This is a genomic window from Ammoniphilus sp. YIM 78166 (assembly GCF_004522215.1).
Classification (GTDB): Bacteria; Bacillota; Bacilli; order Aneurinibacillales; family RAOX-1; genus YIM-78166.
Genome location: NZ_SDLR01000003.1, coordinates 513,290 through 534,396, shown reverse-complemented (window position 1 = coordinate 534,396; position 21,107 = coordinate 513,290). Strand labels below are relative to the sequence as shown.

Here is a 21,107-nt window from a genome sequence, read left to right as displayed (position 1 = left end):
ATTAAAACTGAAGGGTCTCTACAACGTAACCCACTCCACCTCGAGTCATCGGCTTTTTCTGTACAATGCTGAGCTCTTTGACCCGCGGCGGGGCGATCGTATGCCGAAGAAGGTTGTTCTCCGCATACGTAAACGCCTTGGCATCCGAGTCAGCCATCACAATGATGGTCATCAGTTTGTTTTCTTCAAGGACGGCTTCAAGTTTATAAAGATAAAATTCTTGTTCAGGTTGTTGTTCAGCCAAATCCTTCACTCCTTCAAGGAAACTTACGCAGTAACAAGGATACGATCAACAGTCGCTTGAATGTGTTCGACCCCTACACGATCTACATACTTCCAATATTCTTCGTTCTCTAGACGCTCTTCTTTGTATACGCCAATCATCTGAGCGACTACTGGACCCAATTGGTCAGCCTTCACACGCGCCTTGAGCTTCTGGTTAAAGCGGGCATCAATGCCTAGTGTACCGCCTACATGAATGTCAAACGCGTCCACCATGCCTTGCTCCGTTTTCACTAACGCACCCTGGAATCCAATGTCTGCAATCTGACGCTGACCACAGGAGTTCGGGCAACCGACCATATGAAGGCGAAGTGGTGTATCCAAATCGACGGTATCATCTAAATATTGAGCCAGGGAACGCATCCGCTCTTTCGTCTCAACTACCGCTAGATTACAATACTCATTCCCTGTACAGGCTACAGAATAGGCAACAAAGGTGCTTGGCGCAAGCTTAAAGCGTTCTTGAAGGATCGCCTCTTGCTTAAACGCTTCGACTTTATCCGAAGATATGTTGCGGATGAGGACGTTCTGGGAGTTGCATGCGCCGATCGTGCCATCCCCATATACATCCGCTAAGCGAGCAAGTTCTACTAATTCCTCTGCATTCATCCGGCCAACGGGAACAGACAACCCTGCATAGTATAGTCCCTCCTGCTTTTGCTCATGAAGGCCGTAGAAATAGCCAGCGTTCCATCCTTTAGTCAGATCTTCACCAACAGTCTCTAGTTCCCCGGTGATTTTCACTAGTTCTCCTAAGAACTTTTCAACTCCCCAGTCTGCGATCAAGAACTTGATGCGAGCATGGGTGCGTTTTTCACGATATCCATTATCTCGATAAACCTCTGTAATCGCTGCAGCGACCCTTACCACTTCTTCCGGTCTGCAGAAAACATTCAGCTTCTGAGCTAAGTAAGGTTTAGCAGATAAGCCGCCGCCAACCCATACGTGGAATCCGATGACTTCTTCTCCATTGATCACTTTCTTTGCTGGAGTAAAGGCTAAGTCGTTGATTTCGGCATGCCCGGTATTAAAGACGTTTGCCGAAATGGATATTTTATATTTACGAGGAAGATTCGAGTACTCTCGATTCATAAGGAAGAATCTTTCCATTTCGTCCACAATCGGACGAGTGTCCATCACTTCATTCGGATCGATACCGGCCAATGGATTTCCCACGATGGTACGCGGGCAATCCCCACAGGCTTCAAACGAGGACATGCCAACAGAAGCCAATCTTTCAAAGATGTCAGGTAATGATTGTACGGTCAACCAATGGAACTGGATGGCTTGTCGGGTGGTAACATCCACGAGATCACGGCCATAATCTTTTGCAATTTGTGCCATTACACGGGCCTGTTCGCTTGTCATAATTCCGCCGGGAACGCGAACTCGCATCATGAAATAGCCATCTTTTGGTTTTTGTTGATAGACGCCAGCCCACTTAAAACGGTCCATGTCCATTCCTTCGATGGAGTCAAAACCCTCAACGGCATACTTGTTAATGATTGTATCAATAACATCTAAGCCGTCTTTTTCAAGTTTGGCAATCTCCATTTTGTTCAGTTTCGGGTCATTCGCCCATTTCCATTGTCTGTCAGCAGCCATTTTCGTTCACTCTCCCCAATTCCTTGTCTCTATTCTTAATTCAGAGTTTATGAGTATGTTTTAATGGTTTAAAGTGTATATTAAGCTTTCAAAATCGTCAACCTCTTTATCACAGGACCTCACACTATTTTGAATCCAAGCACTTACCAGCGCGTGTGGAAGCAAGGCATGGCCTTCATAGAGGGTCTGCAGTCCTCTGAGTCTTCTCGGGATGGCGGACTTAGTAAAATAGCCTTCGCTCATGAAAAAGGGCAAGACGATTAAGCTGCCATGGGAAGCAAGCGCTTGTGCACGCTCCTGTATATTATCAGGGTGAAACGTAGCATGCGTGGCATGGAGAAACCCAAAGCGCTTTTGCAGCCTAGAGGTGATATTACTCAATAATTTCTCCCAGCGCTCATGAAATCCTTCTACATCACTGCCGTGTCCAATCAGAAGCAGGATTTCCTGAGAGGGCTCCACACTGATCTGTTGAATTCGCTCTTCTAAGATGGCTAGCACATAGGGATGGGATTCAAGCGGTGAACACCAAACCATATGGGCCCTAGGATGAATCCGCTCGAGATCAGTAGGTATGGGGGATTCCGGCAACAAACCTAAAGCATATTGGATTTCATGCAAGTGTGTGCTGCCCATGGTTAAGAATAAGGGCACCACCAAGATCCGGTTGATTCCTTCTGACTCCAGCTTACGGACACCGTCTTCTATCGACTTGCCAGCCACCAGCTCCAAAAAAGCAGTCTCCGTAGGGTAATCTGTACCCGCTAACGCTACCGCATGTTCAATCATTTCCACCCAGCCCTGGTCACGCGAACCGTGAGAGATCACAAGAATTCCCGTCTTATCCATACACACCCCTCCTCTCCACTTTTAATTCCGACTTACTAGATAAGAATAATATATTTTAATCAGCTGTTGTTGTCAATACTGACTTTTAATACCCACTAATTGAGTCGGTTTATCAATTTTCGAACTTCTTCGTCCCGTTTCTCAAGGTTTCCCTCTTGAGTCCAGTAAAGAAAGCGATCATCCAATAGCTCTTGAAGCAACTGTTTTTTTCGTTCGCTGTCCAATCCTAAGCTCAAAACCTGTTGGCGAGTGCTCCCCAAGAAATGAACATACTCTTCATAGTCCTCGCCGATCCACTGATCCAACTGCTTGCGTAATTTTTTAGCTAACCCTGGGTTCTTGCCGCCTGTAGAGACGGCGATCTGAATATCTCCCCGTTCAAGTGTCGCTGGTACAGTAAAGGAACAAAGGTCAGGACGATCCACGACATTAATCCACTGATAGGGTTGAATCGCTTGATAGATCTCTAAATTGATCTCGGGCTGATTGGTTGCTGCAATGACGAGAACGGCTCCGTCCAAGTCCTTGTTCTCGAACGGACGAGCAAGAAGCTGAAGTTGACCAGTAGTTGCCCACTCCGTGATCTTTTCCGTAGAAACCGGACTTACGACCACTAAGGCTGCTCCCGTTGACAACAAGCTTTTAATTTTCCGCTCGGCCACTTTGCCTCCGCCCACCACAACACAGCGCTTTCCCGCAAGTCTAAGCATAATGGGATAATCTTTCATCTCTTCTCTTACCCTTCTTCAATAGTTGGCTGATCGTGCTCTGTTTTCCATGTTAACATTCCTGTCATCAAATACACAATAAAAACCATCTAGGTTAAGCTTTCCCCAGACGGTCTTCTATTGATTGCTGCTATATAATTGTTTTTCGAACAGGACGGTAAAGCTTAATATATTTCTCGAAATTCCATTTCGTTAGAAAGCGATCGGCAGACTCTCGCCCCAGTTGCACCAGCTTTTCTTTTTCTTCCAAGCTTAGATTAAATTGAGTAAGTCCGACTTCAATATCCTTAATAAAGATGGTTCGAGCGGCACTGTGTACATCGATATAGCGATTATCGTGGCCATCCATCATCGTGCGTACAACAGCAATGGCAAGCTGCAGGGGCCCTCTGACCTTTGTCGGCTCTTCTTCGACTCTCTTTTTGCTCGGTAACCGAAACCCGAAGGTGGGCCAGCGCGGTGCGCCCTCCCGATCAAAAAGCCAGATGGGATAATTGCTGAGAATGGCTCCATCCACCATGACGTTGCCAGCCAGTGACAAGGGGCGAAAGAAAAAGGGAATGGAGCTGCTCATTCGAACCGCTCGGGCAATGGGGAATCGAAGGGGGTCAACTCCATAGGATGGAAGATCGTCAGGAAAAACGACCATGCGATTTTGCGTAATATCCGCCACCACAATCTTTAATTTATCCTTGGGCAGATCGCCAAAGGTAAGCTTCCCTTTTTTCCTCAGCTCCGTGGTCAGCCAGTCTTCAAGTGTGCATAAGTTATAAATGCCGTTATAAAAAGCTAGACTAGCCCATCGTCCTACATAAGGCACCCGGCAAATGCCTGTTCGATACTCAATGCGTTCGTATGGAAACTGGAGAAAGAGCTGTTTCGTTTCTTTTGCCGTAAATCCAGCGGCTAATAGGGCCGCCATGATCGAGCCGGCAGAGGTTCCTGCTGTTCGTTCCCATTCATAACCGGCCTCCTCCAGCCTCTCAATGGCCCCTAAAAAGGCAAGCCCCTTAATGCCCCCACCTTCAAATACTGCATCAACCTTCATGGATGAACCCTCCTTCTTGCTGCCTGATACATTGTATCGGAGCAAAAAAAGGAGTATACCAAAACCAGAAAATATTTTTATTTCATTCTAAAGCGGGACAGATGGCTAGACAAACCCTCTTGGATCAATATTTCTTGCTGCTTTTCCCCAAGTAAATCAAAATGGGGATACCCTGCGCGATAGTGGATCCACTCCTTTTTGAGGCCATACTGCTTTCCCCAATGAAGTAAGCGGTCAATATCGCTGCATCCTGCTTTCGTGACCGTCTTCAAGTCTGGAAAACGAGGGTGCTGCCAATAGTGAGTTAAAAAGGCGAGCTCGCCTACTTTCACTTTTCGTTTCCATTCATTTAGTTCCTCTCGTTTGATGCCGAATGCCATTCTCGATTACTCCTTTGTTTTTTAACGTTACTACGTATTAAGTAGGATGTACAAAATGAACAACGCTTTGCATCACGTGGAATTTGCGAGTAGCACATCGGACAGCTCTTCATCGGCGGCGTCCTTTCTATAGATCTTCTTTGCAAGGAAGAAGCGGTACGAAAAACCAGATATAAGCTTAAAGCAATGATCAAAAAGTGGATGACGTGATTGACGAAGCTCCCATAGTTTATAGTGACTTCTGCTTCCAGTGGAATACGAAGATGCGAGAAATCCACCCCTCCGACAAATAACCCAATGGGCGGCATTAGTATGTCTTCGACCAAGGAAGTGACAATTCGATTAAACGCTGTACCTATTGCAACGCCAATAGCAAGCTCTAGAACATTGCCGCGCTTAATGAATTCTTTAAAATCTGTTAGCCAGTTCAAGCCTGGTCTCCCTTCTTATCATTCGATCTCGTCCTAGTTCATCCTATGTTGTAATGAACAAGGTAAGAAGCCAATAAAGCAAGGGAATCGTAATAAAAGCGAAAAAGGTGCTGATCAACACCCCTACCGAACCCCAGGTGGCATCTGCCCCATATTTTTGAGCAAACAAGGACGTCGTTGGCGCAGAGGGCATGCCCGTAATGAGAACAGCTACGAGTAAAACGCTAGGGTCCAGTCCGAATGGTAGAAAAAGAAACAACAAAAGCGGTAATACAAGTAGCCTGAGTGTTGCTACGCCCCACAGCTGAGGGTTCCGAAGCAAACTAGACAAGTGAGCAAATTTTAAATTGCCAAGTAAGCTCCCCAGTAGCACCATGGACAGGGGGACAGTAGTCGTACCTAAGGTCGATAATAGATGGTTTACCGAGGTAGGCCAGCTCATCGGGATCACAAGCAGAAAAACTCCGACCAAAGTCGCAAACACTCCGGGATTGAGTACAATGGTCCTCCAAGAAAAAGACGGCTTGACCCGGGCTACCAGGTAAACCCCATAGGTCCAAATCAAGATGAGATAAGGCAGATTAAAGAGAGTGGCATAGGCAATCCCGGTTTCCGCGAGAAGAGCGTAACAAATGGCATAGCCCAAAAAACCTTGGTTGGCAAACACAATAAGCCCCTGCGTGACTCCTCTTCTCTCTAGAGGGCTAGGAAACCATTGGACCCACATACGCGCAAGGACAGTCGCCGTCCCTAAAGCAAAGCAGGATAGAGCTAGTAGCCATGCTAACTGACCGATTAAGGCCAGCGTCAGAGGAAAATCCATAGAATATAAAATTAAGGCTGGAAGAGTAATATACAAGACCAGCTGAGTCAACGCTTGATCAGCATGTGAGGATAGTATGGATGCTTTTTTTGCAGCCGCTCCGATCCCGATCAAAGCGTATAAGACGAAGAGCTCTTGAAAAAAAGAGGAAAAACCGCTCACGAGAAAACACCTCCAAGCTATATCTATGTACATAGATATAGTTGGTGAGTATTCCGATAAGCGGTATGGTGCTACCCTTTTCGCTGGTAGTTCGCGGAGGCATGACGAGCCTCCTGGACTACCTTATCGTAAATTTCTTGCATAATAAAAACATAAGGGAATGGTGAAGTCCAAAACGGAGGGGTTACTTGCATCTGCTTTTTTTTCCCCTCTGGTATTCCCTTGATTTCAGGAAGCGGCACCATCTTATATTGATCGGCTGCAGAGCGTGGAGCTTTTTCCATTCCCTCCTGTTCTCCTAAATGCTGCAGCACGAGTTCCCAAGGTACCCCGTTCATAAGGAGGAACGAAGAGGGATCTTCCTCCACGCGCTCGGCCACCGCCCATACCGTCGCTAGAATGTGCAGGCAGGGTTGCATTCTCTCTCCACAGCTGCAGGCAGCAGCAGTACGAGGCAAGAAAAACCCTAATGAAAAAGGTGCGGAAAACGCTTCTTCTTCCGTAATCGTTCCACTATACACACGCATGATCAGAGCAGGTTGAGAGAGGTACATGGAAAGTACCTCGTCCTTTTCTTCAGGAGATAGTCCCTTGATCTCGATGTCTACTTGAACGGTACGAGAAACTGAATCCTCCTTGACCTGAGAACGAACCCGGCATTCCTCGATTTGAAGGTCTGTAATTTGATTTTGCCTAAGGAGGGCTTTAGCCTTGTTCCAGCGGGAGGGTTGACTTTTTCTCTCCCAATATTGGAGCCATTCACTTGCAAACCATGGGGTATTGCTCTTAGCCAAACCTCTTCCCCCGTTCACTTTATTCTTCAATGAGTTGGTTCCTCAGTGCAAGAAGTTCTCGCAATTCACTAGAGGATAACTCCGTAATCCAAGCTTCCGTCTGACCCATAATATCGGACACCAATCCTTTTTTTCGTTCAATCATGAGGTCAATTTTTTCTTCGATCGTCCCCATGCAAACCAACTTGTGCACATGGACTGTTTTCGTTTGGCCTATCCGAAAGGCCCGATCGGTTGCTTGGTTCTCTACCGCTGGATTCCACCAACGGTCAAAGTGGATGACTCTGTTGGCACGAGTCAGGTTTAACCCGATTCCCCCCGCTTTTAACGAGAGGAGAAACAGAGGAGAGCCTTTCCCTTCTTGGAACTCGTTGATCATCACGTCACGCTGATTTCTATTCAGTCCTCCGTAAAGAAAAGGAACAGGAAAGCCCCACTGCTTCTCTAGCTCACTTTTTAACAAGTGGCCCATTTGAGCGAATTGGGTAAACAGCAAGATCCGGTCCCCCTCGGCGACCATTTCTTCTATCAGCTCGCGAAGCCGCATCATTTTTCCGGAACGATTCCCTTGAAGGGTCGTTTCACGGAGAAAGAGGGAGGGATGATTGCAGATTTGCTTTAGTTTTGCGATGGCAGCCAAAATAAGTCCTTTTCTTTCGAGCCCGACCCGTCCTGTTTCTTTATTTAACAACTCTTCGACCACTTTCTCATAGAGCACCGCTTGTTCCGTTGTTAAGTAACAGTATTCCTTTTTTTCAATTTTATCGGGCAGATCACTGATCACTGTAGGATCTGATTTCGAGCGTCGTAAGATAAAAGGACTGACAAGCTTTCGCAGCGTGTCTAAGCGAGTTCGGTTTCCTCCCTTTTCGATAGGATGGCCAAACTGACGGCGAAAGACCGTCTGGCTTCCCAAAAACCCTCGATTTAAAAAGTCTAGAATCGACCACAGTTCATTTAGGCGATTCTCTATAGGCGTCCCTGTCAGAGCAATGCGATGGTGACAGGACAATTGTCTAATTGCCCGTGTCTGAATGGATGCCATATTTTTAATATGTTGGGCTTCATCTAAGATCACCCCATCCCAGTAGAGTGAGGTTAAATCTGCATAATCTCGCTGAATAAGTGAATAGGTCGTAATGACTAGGTCCACCGACTCAATTTTTTTAGCGAATTCCTCCCCTGACAACCGATCAGGACCATGGTGAATATGAACCGACAAGTCAGGAACAAAACGTTGTATCTCTCGCTGCCAATTACCAAGCACAGAGGTTGGGCAAATCAATAACGATGGCTGTTTTACCCATTTCTGCTCCTTGCAGTAGGCCAAATACGCCAAAAACTGAATGGTCTTGCCCAAACCCATATCATCAGCTAAGCAGGCCCCGACCCCCCATCTTCTTAGGTGGATCAGCCATGACATTCCCAATTGCTGATAAGGACGCAATTCTCCTTGAAAATAGTCAGGAGGGGACAACTCCTCCAACCCCTTGGCGCTCATAGAGATCCAATTCTCTAGCCAACCCTTTGTATCCACCACTTCGATGGGAGAAAGCTCCTCATCGTCTGACGCAGCGTGAAGATATAAAACATCACGGAGCGTAAGTGTAGTCTTCTTCTTGTGCTGTTCTAGCCATTGGACCGTCTGTTTTAATTTGTCCGGGTCTAGTTCTACCCATTTTCCATTCAAGCGAAAGAGAGGATCTTGCGTACGAACCAGCTGCTCCCAGTCCTCCCACGAGAGATTCTGATCTCCTAAAGCAAGGTTAAAATCAAAGTGAAGTAGGGATTCGAGTCCTCCTTTTCCTGGGTCGAAATCCTCGTAGTTAATGTTCATCTTCACTCGGCTGGTTTCTCTAGCTAGCAACGAAGAAGGCACATAGACGGCATATCCCTGTTCACGCAACAGGGGGGCCTTGTGCTTCAGGAAACGATAGGCTTCCTCCATCGTAAGCTGACTGTAGAACGGAGGATGATCCCACATCCCTTCTTGATCGGCAAAAACCAATGCGGATGCATGAGCTAAATCCCCTAAGAAGGCATGTCGTACTTTTGTGTCTTTCATCTGAGACCAGGTCCATAGTTCACCTGAAGGCTGAAGCAAGTAAAAGCGGAGATACCAAACGGAAGGATCCGCTGATGATTCAAGTCGAAAGCAACACTTGCCAAGGATCTCTTTCTTCACGTCATCTTCATCCACCCAGTCCAAAAAAGCGCGATAAAGCTCTTCCCACCTCGCGCCTGAACCTGCGATGTGTTCTTCCATACAAAGACGGTGTAGCCATTCCTCATGAAGATAAAAGGGTTTGAATTTAAGAAGCTTGCCCAGCTGACTATTCTTAAGTGAGATCTTGGTATTAATCACTTCTCGGACATAGCCATCCATCACGTCATGGGCGAACCCTAAAATCCATTCCGAGGAGTCCCTCCCCTCTGGGATAAAGGCTTCCCCCTTATTCCCCCAATCTGCTAGGAATTCTCTTTCCCTTGGGTCAGTGACTTGAATCCTCCACTTGGCATAGATTTGATCCTTTTCCCGAACTAAGCCTGGAGAAAACTGTCCTCTGGCGGCTAACGATCGGACCCAATAATACAATTCCATCCAAAAGCGTAGCTCCTCCGATACCTCCAGGTTATTCTGGGTTAGTTCTTCCAAGCCCCTTGCCATCCCAATCCGTGACAAGTAAACGACTTCGTCTTTTTCTTCCACAATCAAATCGTCTAAGAGCTCTTGAACGGCAGAAGGAAGGCCGCATTTCTTCTGTTCTCGCTCTGCCCAAAGACCAAACGCCTGTTCTTCACCCATTTGATTGGATATATACGTACCATGTAGAGTAATCATATGTAGAACCTCATCCGTAAAAGCATACCCTTATTATACCAGAAATCTGGGTCAAAAAAAAAAGAAGCTCACTTAATCTTAGGAGCTCCTCTCATATAGGAAAATTTCGCCGATCTTGGTGGAGTCTTTTCGTTGAAATCCAAGTTCCGTTAAATGCCTCACCATCGGTTTGTTGTCAAGGCCCGTTTGGCAGCTGATGTGGCGGGCGTTGGGAAAGGTGTCAAATAATTGATTAATTAATAGCTGGAGTGCCTCTTTTACAATTCCTTTTCCCCGATGTTCATCAAACACACAGATCGACGTAATATCGATAGACAAGCCATAAAAATCAAAAGGTCTGGAGAAAGCCTCCACAAAGCCGACGTGCTCCTCCTTGTGATAAATCATATAAAACAAATAGTCTGGGGGGTTCTGCAGCTTTTCCGTTACTTCCACTGAGCCTTCTTTTATATGAAATACGGTGTCCTCAAGCCACTCGCAATGCTCTTCGTGTTTCTGAAGTGCTGGTTCCTTCACCCAATACTCTAGCATTTTCCACACCTCTCGGGCGTGAATCGTTGTTCTTAATTCCAGCTTCAAGGAACATCATCCTTCCTGCTTGTCCAACTGTGACTTATCGATAAACTCCATTATACACGAAAAACGCCGCAGCCGCGGCGTCTTCTGTAAAAGTTTTTTGTACTCTTAACGATAAGCGATGTAACCTTGAAGCTTCTGTTTAAGAACGGCCTTGGTTAGATGGCTTGGCTCTAGTAGAGTAGAATCTCCCTTTTCTAAGCGCTGAACCTCTGCCAGGTAATCTGTGTACCAAACCGCATTTCGGCTGCCAATTACCCATTCTTCGTAAGCTTTCACTTCCGATTTCTTCGCCATCGGTTCATTCTTGACGGCATCCATTGTCATCTGCTTTTTCCTCCTTGCAGTATGTACATTCATCAACTGATAATATCATATTACTTCTCATAACGCCAATATCTTAGATAATTAAAATGATTCGTGGGCACTTCCTTGAGAACTTCACCCGTAGGACTGAGATAAATTTCAAATTCCTGGTACTTTTCCACTCGCCATTCGCCATCCAAAAATTGTTCAACAGGTCTCCATTCCAGGTTCATATCGGGAATCGGCGGATCCACTGCATAGGGCGCTGATACAGCTTCCATATCGAGGCTATCTACGACATTTTGTAAATCTAGATGCCCTTGGGGTGTCAGGATCGAGACAGCGAGGGCAAGATTGATAACAAAAACAAGCAGAATAAACCCTTGCATTGCATTGGATGACTCCTTCATTCTTCTCACCTCGGTACATTATATGTACAGGCTGTAAGGTTTAGGATGTCTATTTAGCTTTCTTTCAGATAAAAAACACCATCGGCGATAAACTCAGCAGGTCCGGTCATCCATACTCGGCCATCGTTAGACCAGGTGATCTCCAAATCCCCTCCTAGTAAATGAACCGTTACCGGCTGGTCTCTTTGCAGCTTACCATTAAGTATTCCAGCCACCACCGCAGCGCAAGCCCCTGTGCCACAGGCCTGTGTGATGCCAGATCCCCGCTCCCACACTCGAAAAATAATTTCGTTAGGATTTACGACCTGAATGAACTCTACGTTTACCCGTTCCGGGAATAAAGGAGACCACTCGATTTCTTTTCCTTCTTTAGCTACGTCTATAGCCAAAACATCTTCTGTAAAGATGACGGCATGCGGATTGCCCATGGATAAAGCCGTTACGGCGTATTCCGAATCCTTAAACCGCAGGATTTCATGAATCGTCTCGGACTCAGGATCTCCCTGCACTGGAACGTCCTTCTTTTTCAATCCGGGAACTCCCATGTCGATTGTAATGCTAGAAACGTGTTCACCTGTTACATTAATTTGAGCTTGTACGATTCCGCCAAGCGTCTCGATTGAAAATTGAGTTCGCTGAGTTAACCCTCGATCGTACACATAACGGGCGACACATCGTAAACCATTTCCGCAATTTTTCGCTTCGGAACCATCATTATTAAAAACTCTCATCTTAAAATCTGCCACTGTGGAGGGACAGATCAGAATCATGCCATCGGAACCAATTCCGGTGGTTACCCTAGACACTTCTTTAGCAATATCTGGCAACCGATTTTCATCCAATGCCTCCTCAAAGCAGTTCACGTAAATATAATTGTTGCCTAATGCGTGCATTTTAGTAAATTTCACTCTTCCTTCACACTCCATTCCTAATTTTACCGGGTGACCCCTTCTCTAGCCTTTTATTAAGATAGTTATATCAAATGCAGGGGAGAAACAGATGAAAAAATGGTTGATAGGCTGGCTTTTTATTCTACTTGTAAGTTTAACCACTTTCCACGTCTCTGCACAATCGCCGAACCATAATAATTTAATTTACCTCTATGGTTCAAACTCTAGCAACTATAAAAAACAGTTGGAAAGGACTAACGGCCATGTGGGGACCGTTTCTCCGAATTACTTTAATTTAAGTAAAGACGGACAACTCATTGTTGGCGTGGACAAAGAGTTTGTCGCTTACACGAAGCAAAAAGGATATAAGATTACACCCTTTATCAGTAACCACTGGGATCAGCAAATAGGGATCCAGGCGATGAAAAATGGACAAAAATTAGCCGATGATCTGGCGGCAGCTGTTTTGCGCCATGATTTAGATGGCGTCAATGTGGACATTGAAAATTTAACCTATGCAGAGCGGAGCTTGCAAACCCAATTTCTAAAGCGTCTTAGTGATAAGCTACACCCACATGGAAAAACGGTCAGTATTGCTGTGGCTCCTGCTCGATCCGACACCACAAAGGGATGGGTAGGATCTTATGATTTTGAAGCGATTGGCAAACTTGTAGATACCGTTGTGATTATGGGCTACGACCAAAGCTACCCCAATGGCCCGGCAGGTCCCGTGGCCGGTTTGTCCTGGGTGGAAGAGTCAATACAGTATTTGAGCAAAAAGATTCCAAAAGAAAAATTAATCCTGGCTGTTCCATTCTACGGTCGTTATTGGAGTGATAAGGAAAAAGGGATGGGTATTTATTACTCCCAGGCCATGAATCTCATCACAAGAAACAACGCAAAGGTCGAGTTTGATACCGTGCATCGAACGCTACGCTCTAGCTTTAAGGATCAGACAACAGGACGCACCTATGAAATCTGGTTTGACAATGCGCAAACTATTCAGGAACGCATCCAACTGGCTGAAACATATGGGCTTAGAGGCTGGGGAGCATGGCATCTGGGTCAAGAGGATACTAGCCTATGGACAGCTTTAACTCATCAAGGTCCTTTTATCGATATTCATCATCACTGGGCTAAAAAAGATATCTTAGCCATGAATGAGCGGAATTTGATCAAAGGGTATCAGAATCGGACATATAAACCAACGAATGCGATTTCTAGAGAAGAGGTTGCCACGATTCTTACCCAAACCTTAAAGTTTGACATCAAGTCGGACGCCCGTTTTCTCGATGTGGCTCCAACCCGTTGGTCCTATCCTTTTGTGAGTACTATTTCCGTATATGGGATGATGAAAGGATATCCTGATCTAACCTTTCGTCCAGACAAACCCATCACGCGAGCAGAGTTAGCTGCAGCCCTGGCCCGCAGCTTTAGTGTAACCCCAACTACTCAAGCGGGTGACTTTAGGGATATTACGGGTCACTGGGCTAGTGCAGACATCCTCAAGCTTCAACTAGCAGGAGTCCTATCTGGATATCCAGATAAGACGTTCCGACCGAATCAAACCGTCACAAGAGCCGAAGCGGCGGTCATGATCAATCGGATCCTGCAATAGAACGATTGTAAAATTTTTCTAATTATATTCTTCCGATTTAGTGACAAGATACTAGTAGTGGCATTGAACCTCTCTTATCAAATCAAACTAAATTCAAGGAGGAATTTCAAATGCAACAAAACGAAAGCCGTAACTCAAACCAAAAGCTAGTTTCTGGTGCTGCTCAAGCTCTTGACCAAATGAAGTTCGAAATTGCTCAAGAATTTGGAGTTCAACTTGGACCAGAGCAAACTGCTCGCGCTAATGGTTCTGTCGGTGGAGAAATCACTAAGCGTCTTGTACAATTCGCTGAGCAAGCTCTTGCTGGGCAAAGAATTCAATAATAAACCATGGAATAAGGAGCTCCTGCGGGGGCTCCCTTTATTTTTTCAGCTCTTTACAAGCTTTAACGAAAGCAAGAAAAAGCTTGAGCATATAAGGATGCTTTGTGTATAAATCTTCCGGATGCCATTGAACACCTAAAACGAAGGAGTGCTCCAAACTCTCTATGGCCTCAACCACTCCATCCGTGGCGACACCTGAAATGCGAAATGTTTCAGGCACCCCACGGATCGCCTGATGATGGAACGAGTTGACCTTGATTTGCTTTTCCCCCATTATGCGATGGAGAAGGGTTCCTTCCTGGATTAGAGCTAGATGAGAAACGTGATACCTCGGTGCTTTTTGCGCGTGCTGGAGAAGTGAATCGTCTATCTGGGTATATATGTCCTGGAACATACTCCCCCCCACTGTAATGCCAAGGATCTGACATCCGCGACATATCCCGAGAATCGGCTTGTTCTGCTTTAACATTTCATTAATCAAAGCCATTTCCAGTCGATCACGCTCGGGTGTAATGGAACCCAACCCTGGGACAGGCTCCTCCCCAAATAAAAACGGATCAATATCGCCCCCTCCTGTCAGCAGTAATCCATCTAAACGTTGGGCCAAATCCTGAATACTTTGCTCCTCTTCTAGATACGGAATGATAAAAGGAAGACCTCCGGCTATACTAATAGCATCACTATTTTCCCGCTGTACTTGAATCTTTGTTCCGTCCAAAGAAGCAGTTATTCCGATCAGGGGTCTCATTTCCATCGTCCTCTCTGTGGTTATATTGTTAATTAGAACAATTTTTTACGAAATACCATGCTTTTTTTATGATAATTATATTTATTTCTCAAAAAATCCATGATACAATACGATTTGTGAGGCTATCACTCCAGAATTATCAGATAATTAGAGGGGGTACTTTGATGAAAAAGAAGCTCTACACCATGTTGAGTGCAACGCTTTCCATGAGCATGGTCCTTACGGCATGTGGCGGCGGTAACCAAACGGCGCCAGAACAGAAGCCTGCTGAAGGGGAAAAACCAGCAGAAAATAAAGAAAGCGTTCTTCGTGTCAATATCCACGCTGAACCGCCTACATTACATCCAGCTCAAGCTACAGATTCAACTTCCCTCATGATCCTCAAGTCCTTAATGGAAGGATTAACTCGTGTAGGGCAAGATGGCAAGCCACAACCGGCTGCTGCTGAAGATATTCAAATTTCCGACGACTTATTAACATACACCTTTAAGCTGCGCGATCTTAAATGGTCCAACGGGGACGCTGTAACTGCTCATGATTATGAATATGCATGGAAATGGGCATTAGATCCTGCTAATGAATCTGAGTACGCTTACCAAATGTACCCTATTCTAAACGCTGAGAAAGTAAAAAATGGCGAACTTCCATTAGATCAGCTTGGCGTAAAGGCTCTTGATGAAAAAACACTTGAAGTCAAGCTAGAAAATCCAACTCCTTACTTCTTAGAGTTGACTGCGTTTGCTACCTTCTTCCCCGTGAATCAAAAAGTTGCTGAAGCGAGTGCAACCTGGCATGCAGAAGCTGCTTCGTATGTTGGTAACGGACCATACAAGCTAACGAAGTGGGATCATGGCAGCCAAGTCGTGATGGAAAAGAATGCAGATTACTGGGATGCAGCAACGGTAAAGATGACTCGCGTAGAAATGGCGATCATTGAAGATACAAACACAGAGTTAAGCATGTTCGAAAACGGTGAATTAGATTGGGCAGGATCTCCTTTCTCCTCCCTTCCCACTGAAGCTATGCCGAAGTTGAAAGCAGACGGACACATGACCACTGTTCCGATTGCAGGAACTTACATGTATAAATTAAATACCCAGAAGCCTCCATTTGACAATGCTAAAATTCGTAAGGCTTTTGCCTATGCGGTTGACCGCAATAGCTTAGTAGAAAACGTAACGCAAGGTGGACAGCTTCCTGCGATGGCTTATGTACCGCCTACGATGTTCCCTGATAATGAAAAGGGTATTTTCCCTGACCATAACGTAGAAGAAGCGAAGAAGCTTCTTGAAGAGGGAATGAAAGAAGCCGGTTACGATAAGCTTCCGGCCATTACTCTTTCCTACAATACAAGTGAAGCCCATGCGAAGATTGCACAAGCTGTTCAAGACATGTGGAAGCAAAACTTGGGCGTAGATGTAACGCTTGAGAATACCGAGTGGAAGGTTCACGTAGAAAACGTGCAGAAGGCTAACTACCAGGTCGCTCGTATGGCATGGTTAGGTGACTTTAACGATGCGATCAACTTCCTCGAGCTATACACGGTTCCACAAGGAAACAATAACACGCTTTGGACTTCTGACAAGTACAATGAGCTGATTAAGGCTTCTTACTCCGAAACTGACCCTGAGAAGCGTCAGCAGCTGATGAAAGATGCCGAAGCCATCCTAATGGATGAAATGCCGATCATCCCGATTTACTACTACACGTACTCCTACTTGAAGGCTGACAACGTGAAGGACGTTTATATGGATGGATTGGGTAACGTTGATTTGAAATGGGCCTATGTTGAATAATAAGCTTTAAGAAAGAAGGTATATGGTTTTCCATATGCCTTCTTTCGTTACATACATGCTAAATGAGGTGATATCCTTGAAACTGTATATCTCAGCCGATATGGAAGGAATATCCGGCATTATTGATCCAAGCTATATCGATCCTGATCGAGGAAAAAATTATGAGCGAGGTCGTCGTCTCATGACGCACGATGTCAATGCCGTTATCGAAGCTGCCGTAGAGTTTGGTGCCACCGAAATTCTTGTAGCAGACAGCCATTATAAAATGTCAAATCTCTTGATTGAAGAGCTTCATCCCCAGGCTACTTTGCTCTGTGGGTCCCCTCGCAACTTCTCCATGATGGAAGGTCTTGATTCCAGCTTTGATGCGGCCCTCTTTGTCGGATATCATGCCCGCCACGGAATTCCGGGCGTGTTGAGCCACACCATGTCTGGCGTGATTAAGAACCTTTATGTAAATGGACAAGTCGTCGGTGAATTTGGATTCAACGCCATCTATGCGGCACTCTGTGGTGTGCCTGTCTGTTTTGTATCGGGTGACGACCAAATCGCCCAGGAGGCAATCGAGCTTTGCCCTTCTATCTCGACGGCTATTGTTAAACGAGCCGTATCGCGAACCTCTGCAGCCTGCCTCTCTCTTTCTGCAAGCGCAAGAGAGTTAAAAGAAAAAACAAAACAAGCCTTAACCAGCGTGCCTTTGCTGACTCCTCTAGGCGTGAAGGTGCCCCTTGAGCTTGCTATTGAGTTTGCCCACACGGGGCAGGCAGAAATGGCCGCTATCGTGCCAGGTACTGAGTACCGAGTAGGAACGACCCATGTCACGTTCCAAGCACAAGATCAATATGAATTATATAAGGTCATGAGAGCGATGATTAATTTGGCAGGAACGGTTGAGTTCTGCTAAAATAAAGACCCCCTTGGCTATTAGAGCAAGGGGGACATCAGTCTAGCCATTGATTCCTTGATTTTTTGATTCATCGGTCTATTGTACAATTCCTCCATAATCACTTCCTTACTGTCCTCTAGATCCTGTTGAAAATCCCGTTCTAACCGCTGGGCCACCTCCGTGTCATAAATCACGGCACTCACCTCAAAGTTATGATGAAAGCTTCGTATATCTAAGTTGGCTGTTCCCAGGGTTGCGATTTCCCCATCTGCCACAATGATTTTGGCATGAATAAACCCCTTCTGATACGTATAGATCCGCACTCCGGCCTCTAACAGCTCTGGAAAATAAGAACGTGAGGCCCAGTATACGATCAAGTGATCCGGAATACCGGGAACGATAATTCGGACATCAATCCCACTTAAGGCAGCGGTTTTCAACGCCATAAGAATACTGTCGTCAGGGATTAAATAAGGCGTTGTAATATAAACGGTCCGCCTGGCCTGTGTAATCATGGAAAAGTAAACCTTCATAATGTATTCCCAGTCGGAGTCAGGTCCGCTGGCTGCAATTTGGATGAGAAGCTGCTCTTGAACGTTGTGACGCGGGAACGAATATTGTTGGCAATACACATTCTTCCCGGTTGTAAACCGCCAGTCTAAGAGAAAGATTAATTGCAGAAAGTATACGCTATCCCCTTCCACCATCATGTGAGTATCTCGCCAGAAACCTAGTCTTTTATGCTTTCCCAAATATTCGTCTCCTACGTTTAACCCGCCTACAAACCCCACCCGTCCATCGACAACGGCGATCTTACGGTGATTCCGATAATTCACCTTTCGAAGGTACGGAAAGATAATGGGCGAAAAGGATACGACCTCGACCCCTGCTGCCTGCATATCTTCAATATAGTGTGGCGGGAGCTTTCGGCTTCCCAGTCCATCAAAAATAGCCCGTACCTTTACTCCTTCCCGCGCTTTATGAATAAAGATTTTTTTTAGCTCCTGACCGATATCATCATCTCGCACGATAAAGGAGATAAAATGAATATGGTCCTTTGCCTGCATCATTTCTCTGAACATCGCAGAAAAAGTTTCATCCCCGTTGGTAAGAATCGTTGCCTTATTAAAGCGAGTCATGGGTGAACTTGCATTATAGAGAAGAAAATTTACGATGCGATCCGGCTTTGACTTCAGTGCTTTAACATCATTGATATCGTTTAAGTCATACGGAAGATCAATAATATGCTGCAACTCGTTTAAGTCGATCGTTTTGTCTTTATAACGCCTCCTCTTTCGAATGTTGCGCCCCACAAATATATAAATGATAAAGCCAATGATCGGGAAGATCGTTAAAATGACTAACCAGGCCACTGTCCTTGAGGGATTCCGATTTTCTAATACAATGATGGAGCCTATTAAAAAAATAGATAATGTGAATAATATCGTAAATAAATGGGTGATTAGATAGGTGATAATTTTCCAGAAAGCCGAGTCTCTGTCCAAGGAAATATGAGCAAAGGTCGCTAATCCGGACAGTTGCTCCAACAGGTAATGATAATAAACCCCCATAAAAAACCCAGCAAGCAAAAAAATCAGTAAACTAGTTTTTGACCGCATCTGGCTGCTCCCTTCTGCTTAGAACCGCGGGGGCCTTCCACTGTTTACAGGTTTCCCCATTTCACAAAAATCTGTTCCATTAATTTAAACGATTTTTATTTGTAATTATTACACATACATTATATACTTAATATTAATACTAACATCATTGGTGAAATAGATGAAAGCATATTTGGAGGTACACACATGATGAAGGAGAACATGATTGACCTAGTGATAGAAAAAATTAAGGAAAAAGGTGGCCGCGTCACCATTCAAAGGTTAGCGATCATTAATGTCCTCCTTAAGCTCGATCATCCCACCGCAGAAGAAATTTTTCAGTTTATGAAAAAGGAGTTTCCTACTCTTTCTTTTACAACCGTTTATAACACACTCCACTCCTTGCACGAGATGGGTATTCTTAGAGAATACCACTTTGGAGAGGCCTCCCGATTTGAAATGGCAGAAAAAGACCATCACCACTTTCTCTGTTACTCCTGTGGGAGGATGGAAGACATTGATGAAGAGGAGGTTCGGATTTTCCCTTCTGAACAAGTGGCCGCCCGTTTCGACTTCGTAGCCAAGGAAGTCGTACTGAAGGGATTCTGTGAAAACTGCAAAGAAACCTCCTAATATACAAGAAAACCTAGGCAGAATGTTCATTCGACCTAGGTTTTTGGTTTTCCTTACTGTTTAAGAAAGTTTAACTTCTCTTAAGCATTAAAGTGAATAAACTTTCTTAAACGCATAAAAAACTTCCTATAAAGGTGGTCTGGCTACCCTGAAAATACTTCAATAGAAGTTTTTTTTACCGTGAAGGAAAGTTAAGTTCGCAAAAGCGTTAAAGCGTATTAAACTTTCCTGGAGGCATGAAAAGCTTCCGCTAAAAAAGGATTCGATAACATCTTCGAGTGGGCTTCAATAGAAGCTTTTCTTATAAAGTATAGCTTGAGAAAAATTCATTGCGCTTGTGCTCCATCGAAGTTAGGACTTGTTCCTCATATCGAGTTTGAGCGGTTTTCTTCTTTTTCTTAATAATTAGTGTGAAGAAGATAAAGTTTATAGACATGGTAAATAACCCTCCTGAATTTTAATAGATCTTTATTCAGGTGCCGTCTAGCACCTTTTCTTGAATCAATTTACATGGGACGATAGCAGCTAAAATCATGAACATCTCCTCCTTTTTCGTTATATTGGTATTACCCCTTATAAAAATATAAAAAAGACCATTGGATAATTCCACTGGTCTTCCGGGTAATCAAGACAAATTAGAGCTAGAGCTATATTAAATAGCCTATCTATCCTTCATCACTGAATAACCATACTCCGGAAGATCATGACCAACTGCATAAGGCACGACTACGGCTGTGGGGCATGAAGAAAAAGTATTCATCGTCATATTGGTCACAACTCCTTTCTGATTGGTTAGATTTATTATTGCTCTATAGGAATAATATAGTATTATTTTCCACTTGTAAAGTATTTTTTTCGTTTTGGGTTATGACGGTTATGAAGCGTTAAAAAGACACCGATTGTTGTCGGTGCCTCTTCCCTACCCTTACTTTACAATATAGACAGGACAAGTGGACTTCTGAACAACATAATGGCTGACACTGCCCAAGAATAATTCTTGTAGTCCACTTAGACCTCTGCTACCCATAACCACGAGGTCTGAGTCGTTTTGCTTAATAAATTCCACAATCGTAAGTGAAGGACTTCCTTCTAAAACAAAGGATCTCGTCTTATTAGGAAGCGCACTGAGCTTTTCCTCCACCGCATTCATCATTTCCTTCGCAGCTGCTAGATGAGACTCGCGGATGCGATCATCATTATAGGCGCCATAATAGGCGAGTGTTGTCGGAACATTGATGACCGTTAAAACATCAATCTCAATTCTGTCATCTTGTTTAGCAAGCATAATGGCCGTTTCCAACGCTTTTTTACTCATCTCGGAATCATCATAAGGAACAGCAATACGTGAACATACGGTTAACATCTTCATCATCCTCCCC

Annotated in this window: 23 protein-coding genes; 5 read left to right on the top strand and 18 right to left on the bottom strand. The window is 44.8% G+C overall.

The window, feature by feature from the left end; translation table 11 throughout:
• Window position 1: 1 nt before the first annotated feature.
• The 14 genes from EIZ58_RS14120 to dapF form a co-directional block, all read right to left on the bottom strand.
• Window positions 2-253 (bottom strand): DUF3906 family protein, encoded by a 252-nt coding sequence (locus EIZ58_RS14120; protein WP_240689085.1) that lies wholly within the window; start codon window positions 251-253, stop codon window positions 2-4.
• 14 nt (window positions 254-267) lie between these two features.
• Window positions 268-1,887: a nitrite/sulfite reductase gene (locus EIZ58_RS14115; RefSeq protein WP_134701431.1), complete on the bottom strand. Its 1,620-nt coding sequence runs from the start codon at window positions 1,885-1,887 to the stop codon at window positions 268-270.
• Between the two features lie 60 nt (window positions 1,888-1,947).
• Window positions 1,948-2,736, bottom strand: a complete 789-nt coding sequence (locus EIZ58_RS14110) for a sirohydrochlorin chelatase (protein WP_134701430.1) — start codon at window positions 2,734-2,736, stop codon at window positions 1,948-1,950.
• 95 nt (window positions 2,737-2,831) lie between these two features.
• Window positions 2,832-3,464, bottom strand: coding sequence for a precorrin-2 dehydrogenase/sirohydrochlorin ferrochelatase family protein (locus EIZ58_RS14105; protein ID WP_134701429.1), 633 nt, complete (start codon window positions 3,462-3,464; stop codon window positions 2,832-2,834).
• 130 nt (window positions 3,465-3,594) lie between these two features.
• A complete protein-coding gene (locus EIZ58_RS14100) occupies window positions 3,595-4,512 on the bottom strand; it encodes a patatin-like phospholipase family protein (RefSeq protein ID WP_134701428.1) in 918 nt (305 codons plus the stop codon).
• A 77-nt stretch (window positions 4,513-4,589) separates the two neighbouring features.
• Window positions 4,590-4,892 carry a hypothetical protein gene (locus tag EIZ58_RS14095; RefSeq protein ID WP_134701427.1) on the bottom strand — a complete coding sequence of 101 codons (303 nt, stop codon included), beginning with the start codon at window positions 4,890-4,892 and terminating at the stop codon, window positions 4,590-4,592.
• Window positions 4,862-5,323: a large conductance mechanosensitive channel protein MscL gene (gene mscL, locus EIZ58_RS14090; protein ID WP_134701426.1), complete on the bottom strand. Its 462-nt coding sequence runs from the start codon at window positions 5,321-5,323 to the stop codon at window positions 4,862-4,864. Before mscL ends, EIZ58_RS14095 begins: the two co-directional genes overlap by 31 nt.
• Before the next feature lie 43 nt (window positions 5,324-5,366).
• Window positions 5,367-6,308 carry an AEC family transporter gene (locus tag EIZ58_RS14085; RefSeq protein WP_167577698.1) on the bottom strand — a complete coding sequence of 314 codons (942 nt, stop codon included), beginning with the start codon at window positions 6,306-6,308 and terminating at the stop codon, window positions 5,367-5,369.
• Between the two features lie 71 nt (window positions 6,309-6,379).
• Window positions 6,380-7,102: a hypothetical protein gene (locus tag EIZ58_RS14080; RefSeq protein ID WP_167577697.1), complete on the bottom strand. Its 723-nt coding sequence runs from the start codon at window positions 7,100-7,102 to the stop codon at window positions 6,380-6,382.
• A 19-nt stretch (window positions 7,103-7,121) separates the two neighbouring features.
• Window positions 7,122-9,944: a DEAD/DEAH box helicase gene (locus tag EIZ58_RS14075; protein ID WP_134701423.1), complete on the bottom strand. Its 2,823-nt coding sequence runs from the start codon at window positions 9,942-9,944 to the stop codon at window positions 7,122-7,124.
• A gap of 78 nt (window positions 9,945-10,022) precedes the next feature.
• A complete protein-coding gene (locus EIZ58_RS14070) occupies window positions 10,023-10,523 on the bottom strand; it encodes a GNAT family N-acetyltransferase (protein WP_134701422.1) in 501 nt (166 codons plus the stop codon).
• Between the two features lie 105 nt (window positions 10,524-10,628).
• Entirely contained in the window at window positions 10,629-10,847 is a 219-nt protein-coding gene (locus EIZ58_RS14065; protein ID WP_134701421.1) for a hypothetical protein, read from the bottom strand.
• Window positions 10,848-10,897: 50 nt separating this feature from the next.
• Window positions 10,898-11,236: a hypothetical protein gene (locus EIZ58_RS14060; RefSeq protein WP_134701420.1), complete on the bottom strand. Its 339-nt coding sequence runs from the start codon at window positions 11,234-11,236 to the stop codon at window positions 10,898-10,900.
• Between the two features lie 53 nt (window positions 11,237-11,289).
• Entirely contained in the window at window positions 11,290-12,162 is an 873-nt protein-coding gene (gene dapF / locus EIZ58_RS14055) for a diaminopimelate epimerase (RefSeq protein WP_134701419.1), read from the bottom strand.
• Between the two features lie 73 nt (window positions 12,163-12,235).
• Here dapF and EIZ58_RS14050 point away from each other — a divergent pair, with 73 nt between their 5' ends.
• Window positions 12,236-13,744, top strand: coding sequence for an S-layer homology domain-containing protein (locus EIZ58_RS14050; RefSeq protein WP_134701418.1), 1,509 nt, complete (start codon window positions 12,236-12,238; stop codon window positions 13,742-13,744).
• 110 nt (window positions 13,745-13,854) lie between these two features.
• Window positions 13,855-14,067 carry an alpha/beta-type small acid-soluble spore protein gene (locus EIZ58_RS14045; protein ID WP_134701417.1) on the top strand — a complete coding sequence of 71 codons (213 nt, stop codon included), beginning with the start codon at window positions 13,855-13,857 and terminating at the stop codon, window positions 14,065-14,067.
• A 37-nt stretch (window positions 14,068-14,104) separates the two neighbouring features.
• On the opposite strand, the gene EIZ58_RS14040 is transcribed toward EIZ58_RS14045, so the two are convergent.
• On the bottom strand, window positions 14,105-14,815 hold the full coding sequence (locus tag EIZ58_RS14040) for a gamma-glutamyl-gamma-aminobutyrate hydrolase family protein (RefSeq protein WP_134701416.1): 711 nt from the start codon (window positions 14,813-14,815) through the stop codon (window positions 14,105-14,107).
• Window positions 14,816-14,979: 164 nt separating this feature from the next.
• Here EIZ58_RS14040 and EIZ58_RS14035 point away from each other — a divergent pair, with 164 nt between their 5' ends.
• Together EIZ58_RS14035 and EIZ58_RS14030 are read left to right on the top strand one after the other, a co-directional pair.
• Entirely contained in the window at window positions 14,980-16,611 is a 1,632-nt protein-coding gene (locus EIZ58_RS14035) for a peptide ABC transporter substrate-binding protein (RefSeq protein ID WP_134701415.1), read from the top strand.
• Between the two features lie 76 nt (window positions 16,612-16,687).
• Window positions 16,688-17,515 (top strand): M55 family metallopeptidase, encoded by an 828-nt coding sequence (locus EIZ58_RS14030; protein WP_134701414.1) that lies wholly within the window; start codon window positions 16,688-16,690, stop codon window positions 17,513-17,515.
• Window positions 17,516-17,535: 20 nt separating this feature from the next.
• Here EIZ58_RS14030 and cls read toward each other — a convergent pair whose 3' ends face one another.
• Complete coding sequence (gene cls, locus EIZ58_RS14025; RefSeq protein ID WP_205672205.1) at window positions 17,536-19,116, bottom strand: cardiolipin synthase; 1,581 nt, start codon at window positions 19,114-19,116, stop codon at window positions 17,536-17,538.
• Window positions 19,117-19,302: 186 nt separating this feature from the next.
• On the opposite strand from cls, the gene EIZ58_RS14020 reads away from it, so the two are divergent.
• Window positions 19,303-19,728 carry a Fur family transcriptional regulator gene (locus tag EIZ58_RS14020; RefSeq protein ID WP_134701413.1) on the top strand — a complete coding sequence of 142 codons (426 nt, stop codon included), beginning with the start codon at window positions 19,303-19,305 and terminating at the stop codon, window positions 19,726-19,728.
• A 301-nt stretch (window positions 19,729-20,029) separates the two neighbouring features.
• Here EIZ58_RS14020 and EIZ58_RS34845 read toward each other — a convergent pair whose 3' ends face one another.
• The gene (locus EIZ58_RS34845) at window positions 20,030-20,164 is read right to left on the bottom strand and encodes a hypothetical protein (protein ID WP_255438272.1); all 135 of its coding nucleotides are present in this window, start codon (window positions 20,162-20,164) and stop codon (window positions 20,030-20,032) included.
• 489 nt (window positions 20,165-20,653) lie between these two features.
• Entirely contained in the window at window positions 20,654-21,091 is a 438-nt protein-coding gene (locus EIZ58_RS14015; protein ID WP_134701412.1) for a universal stress protein, read from the bottom strand.
• Window positions 21,092-21,107: the final 16 nt, after the last annotated feature.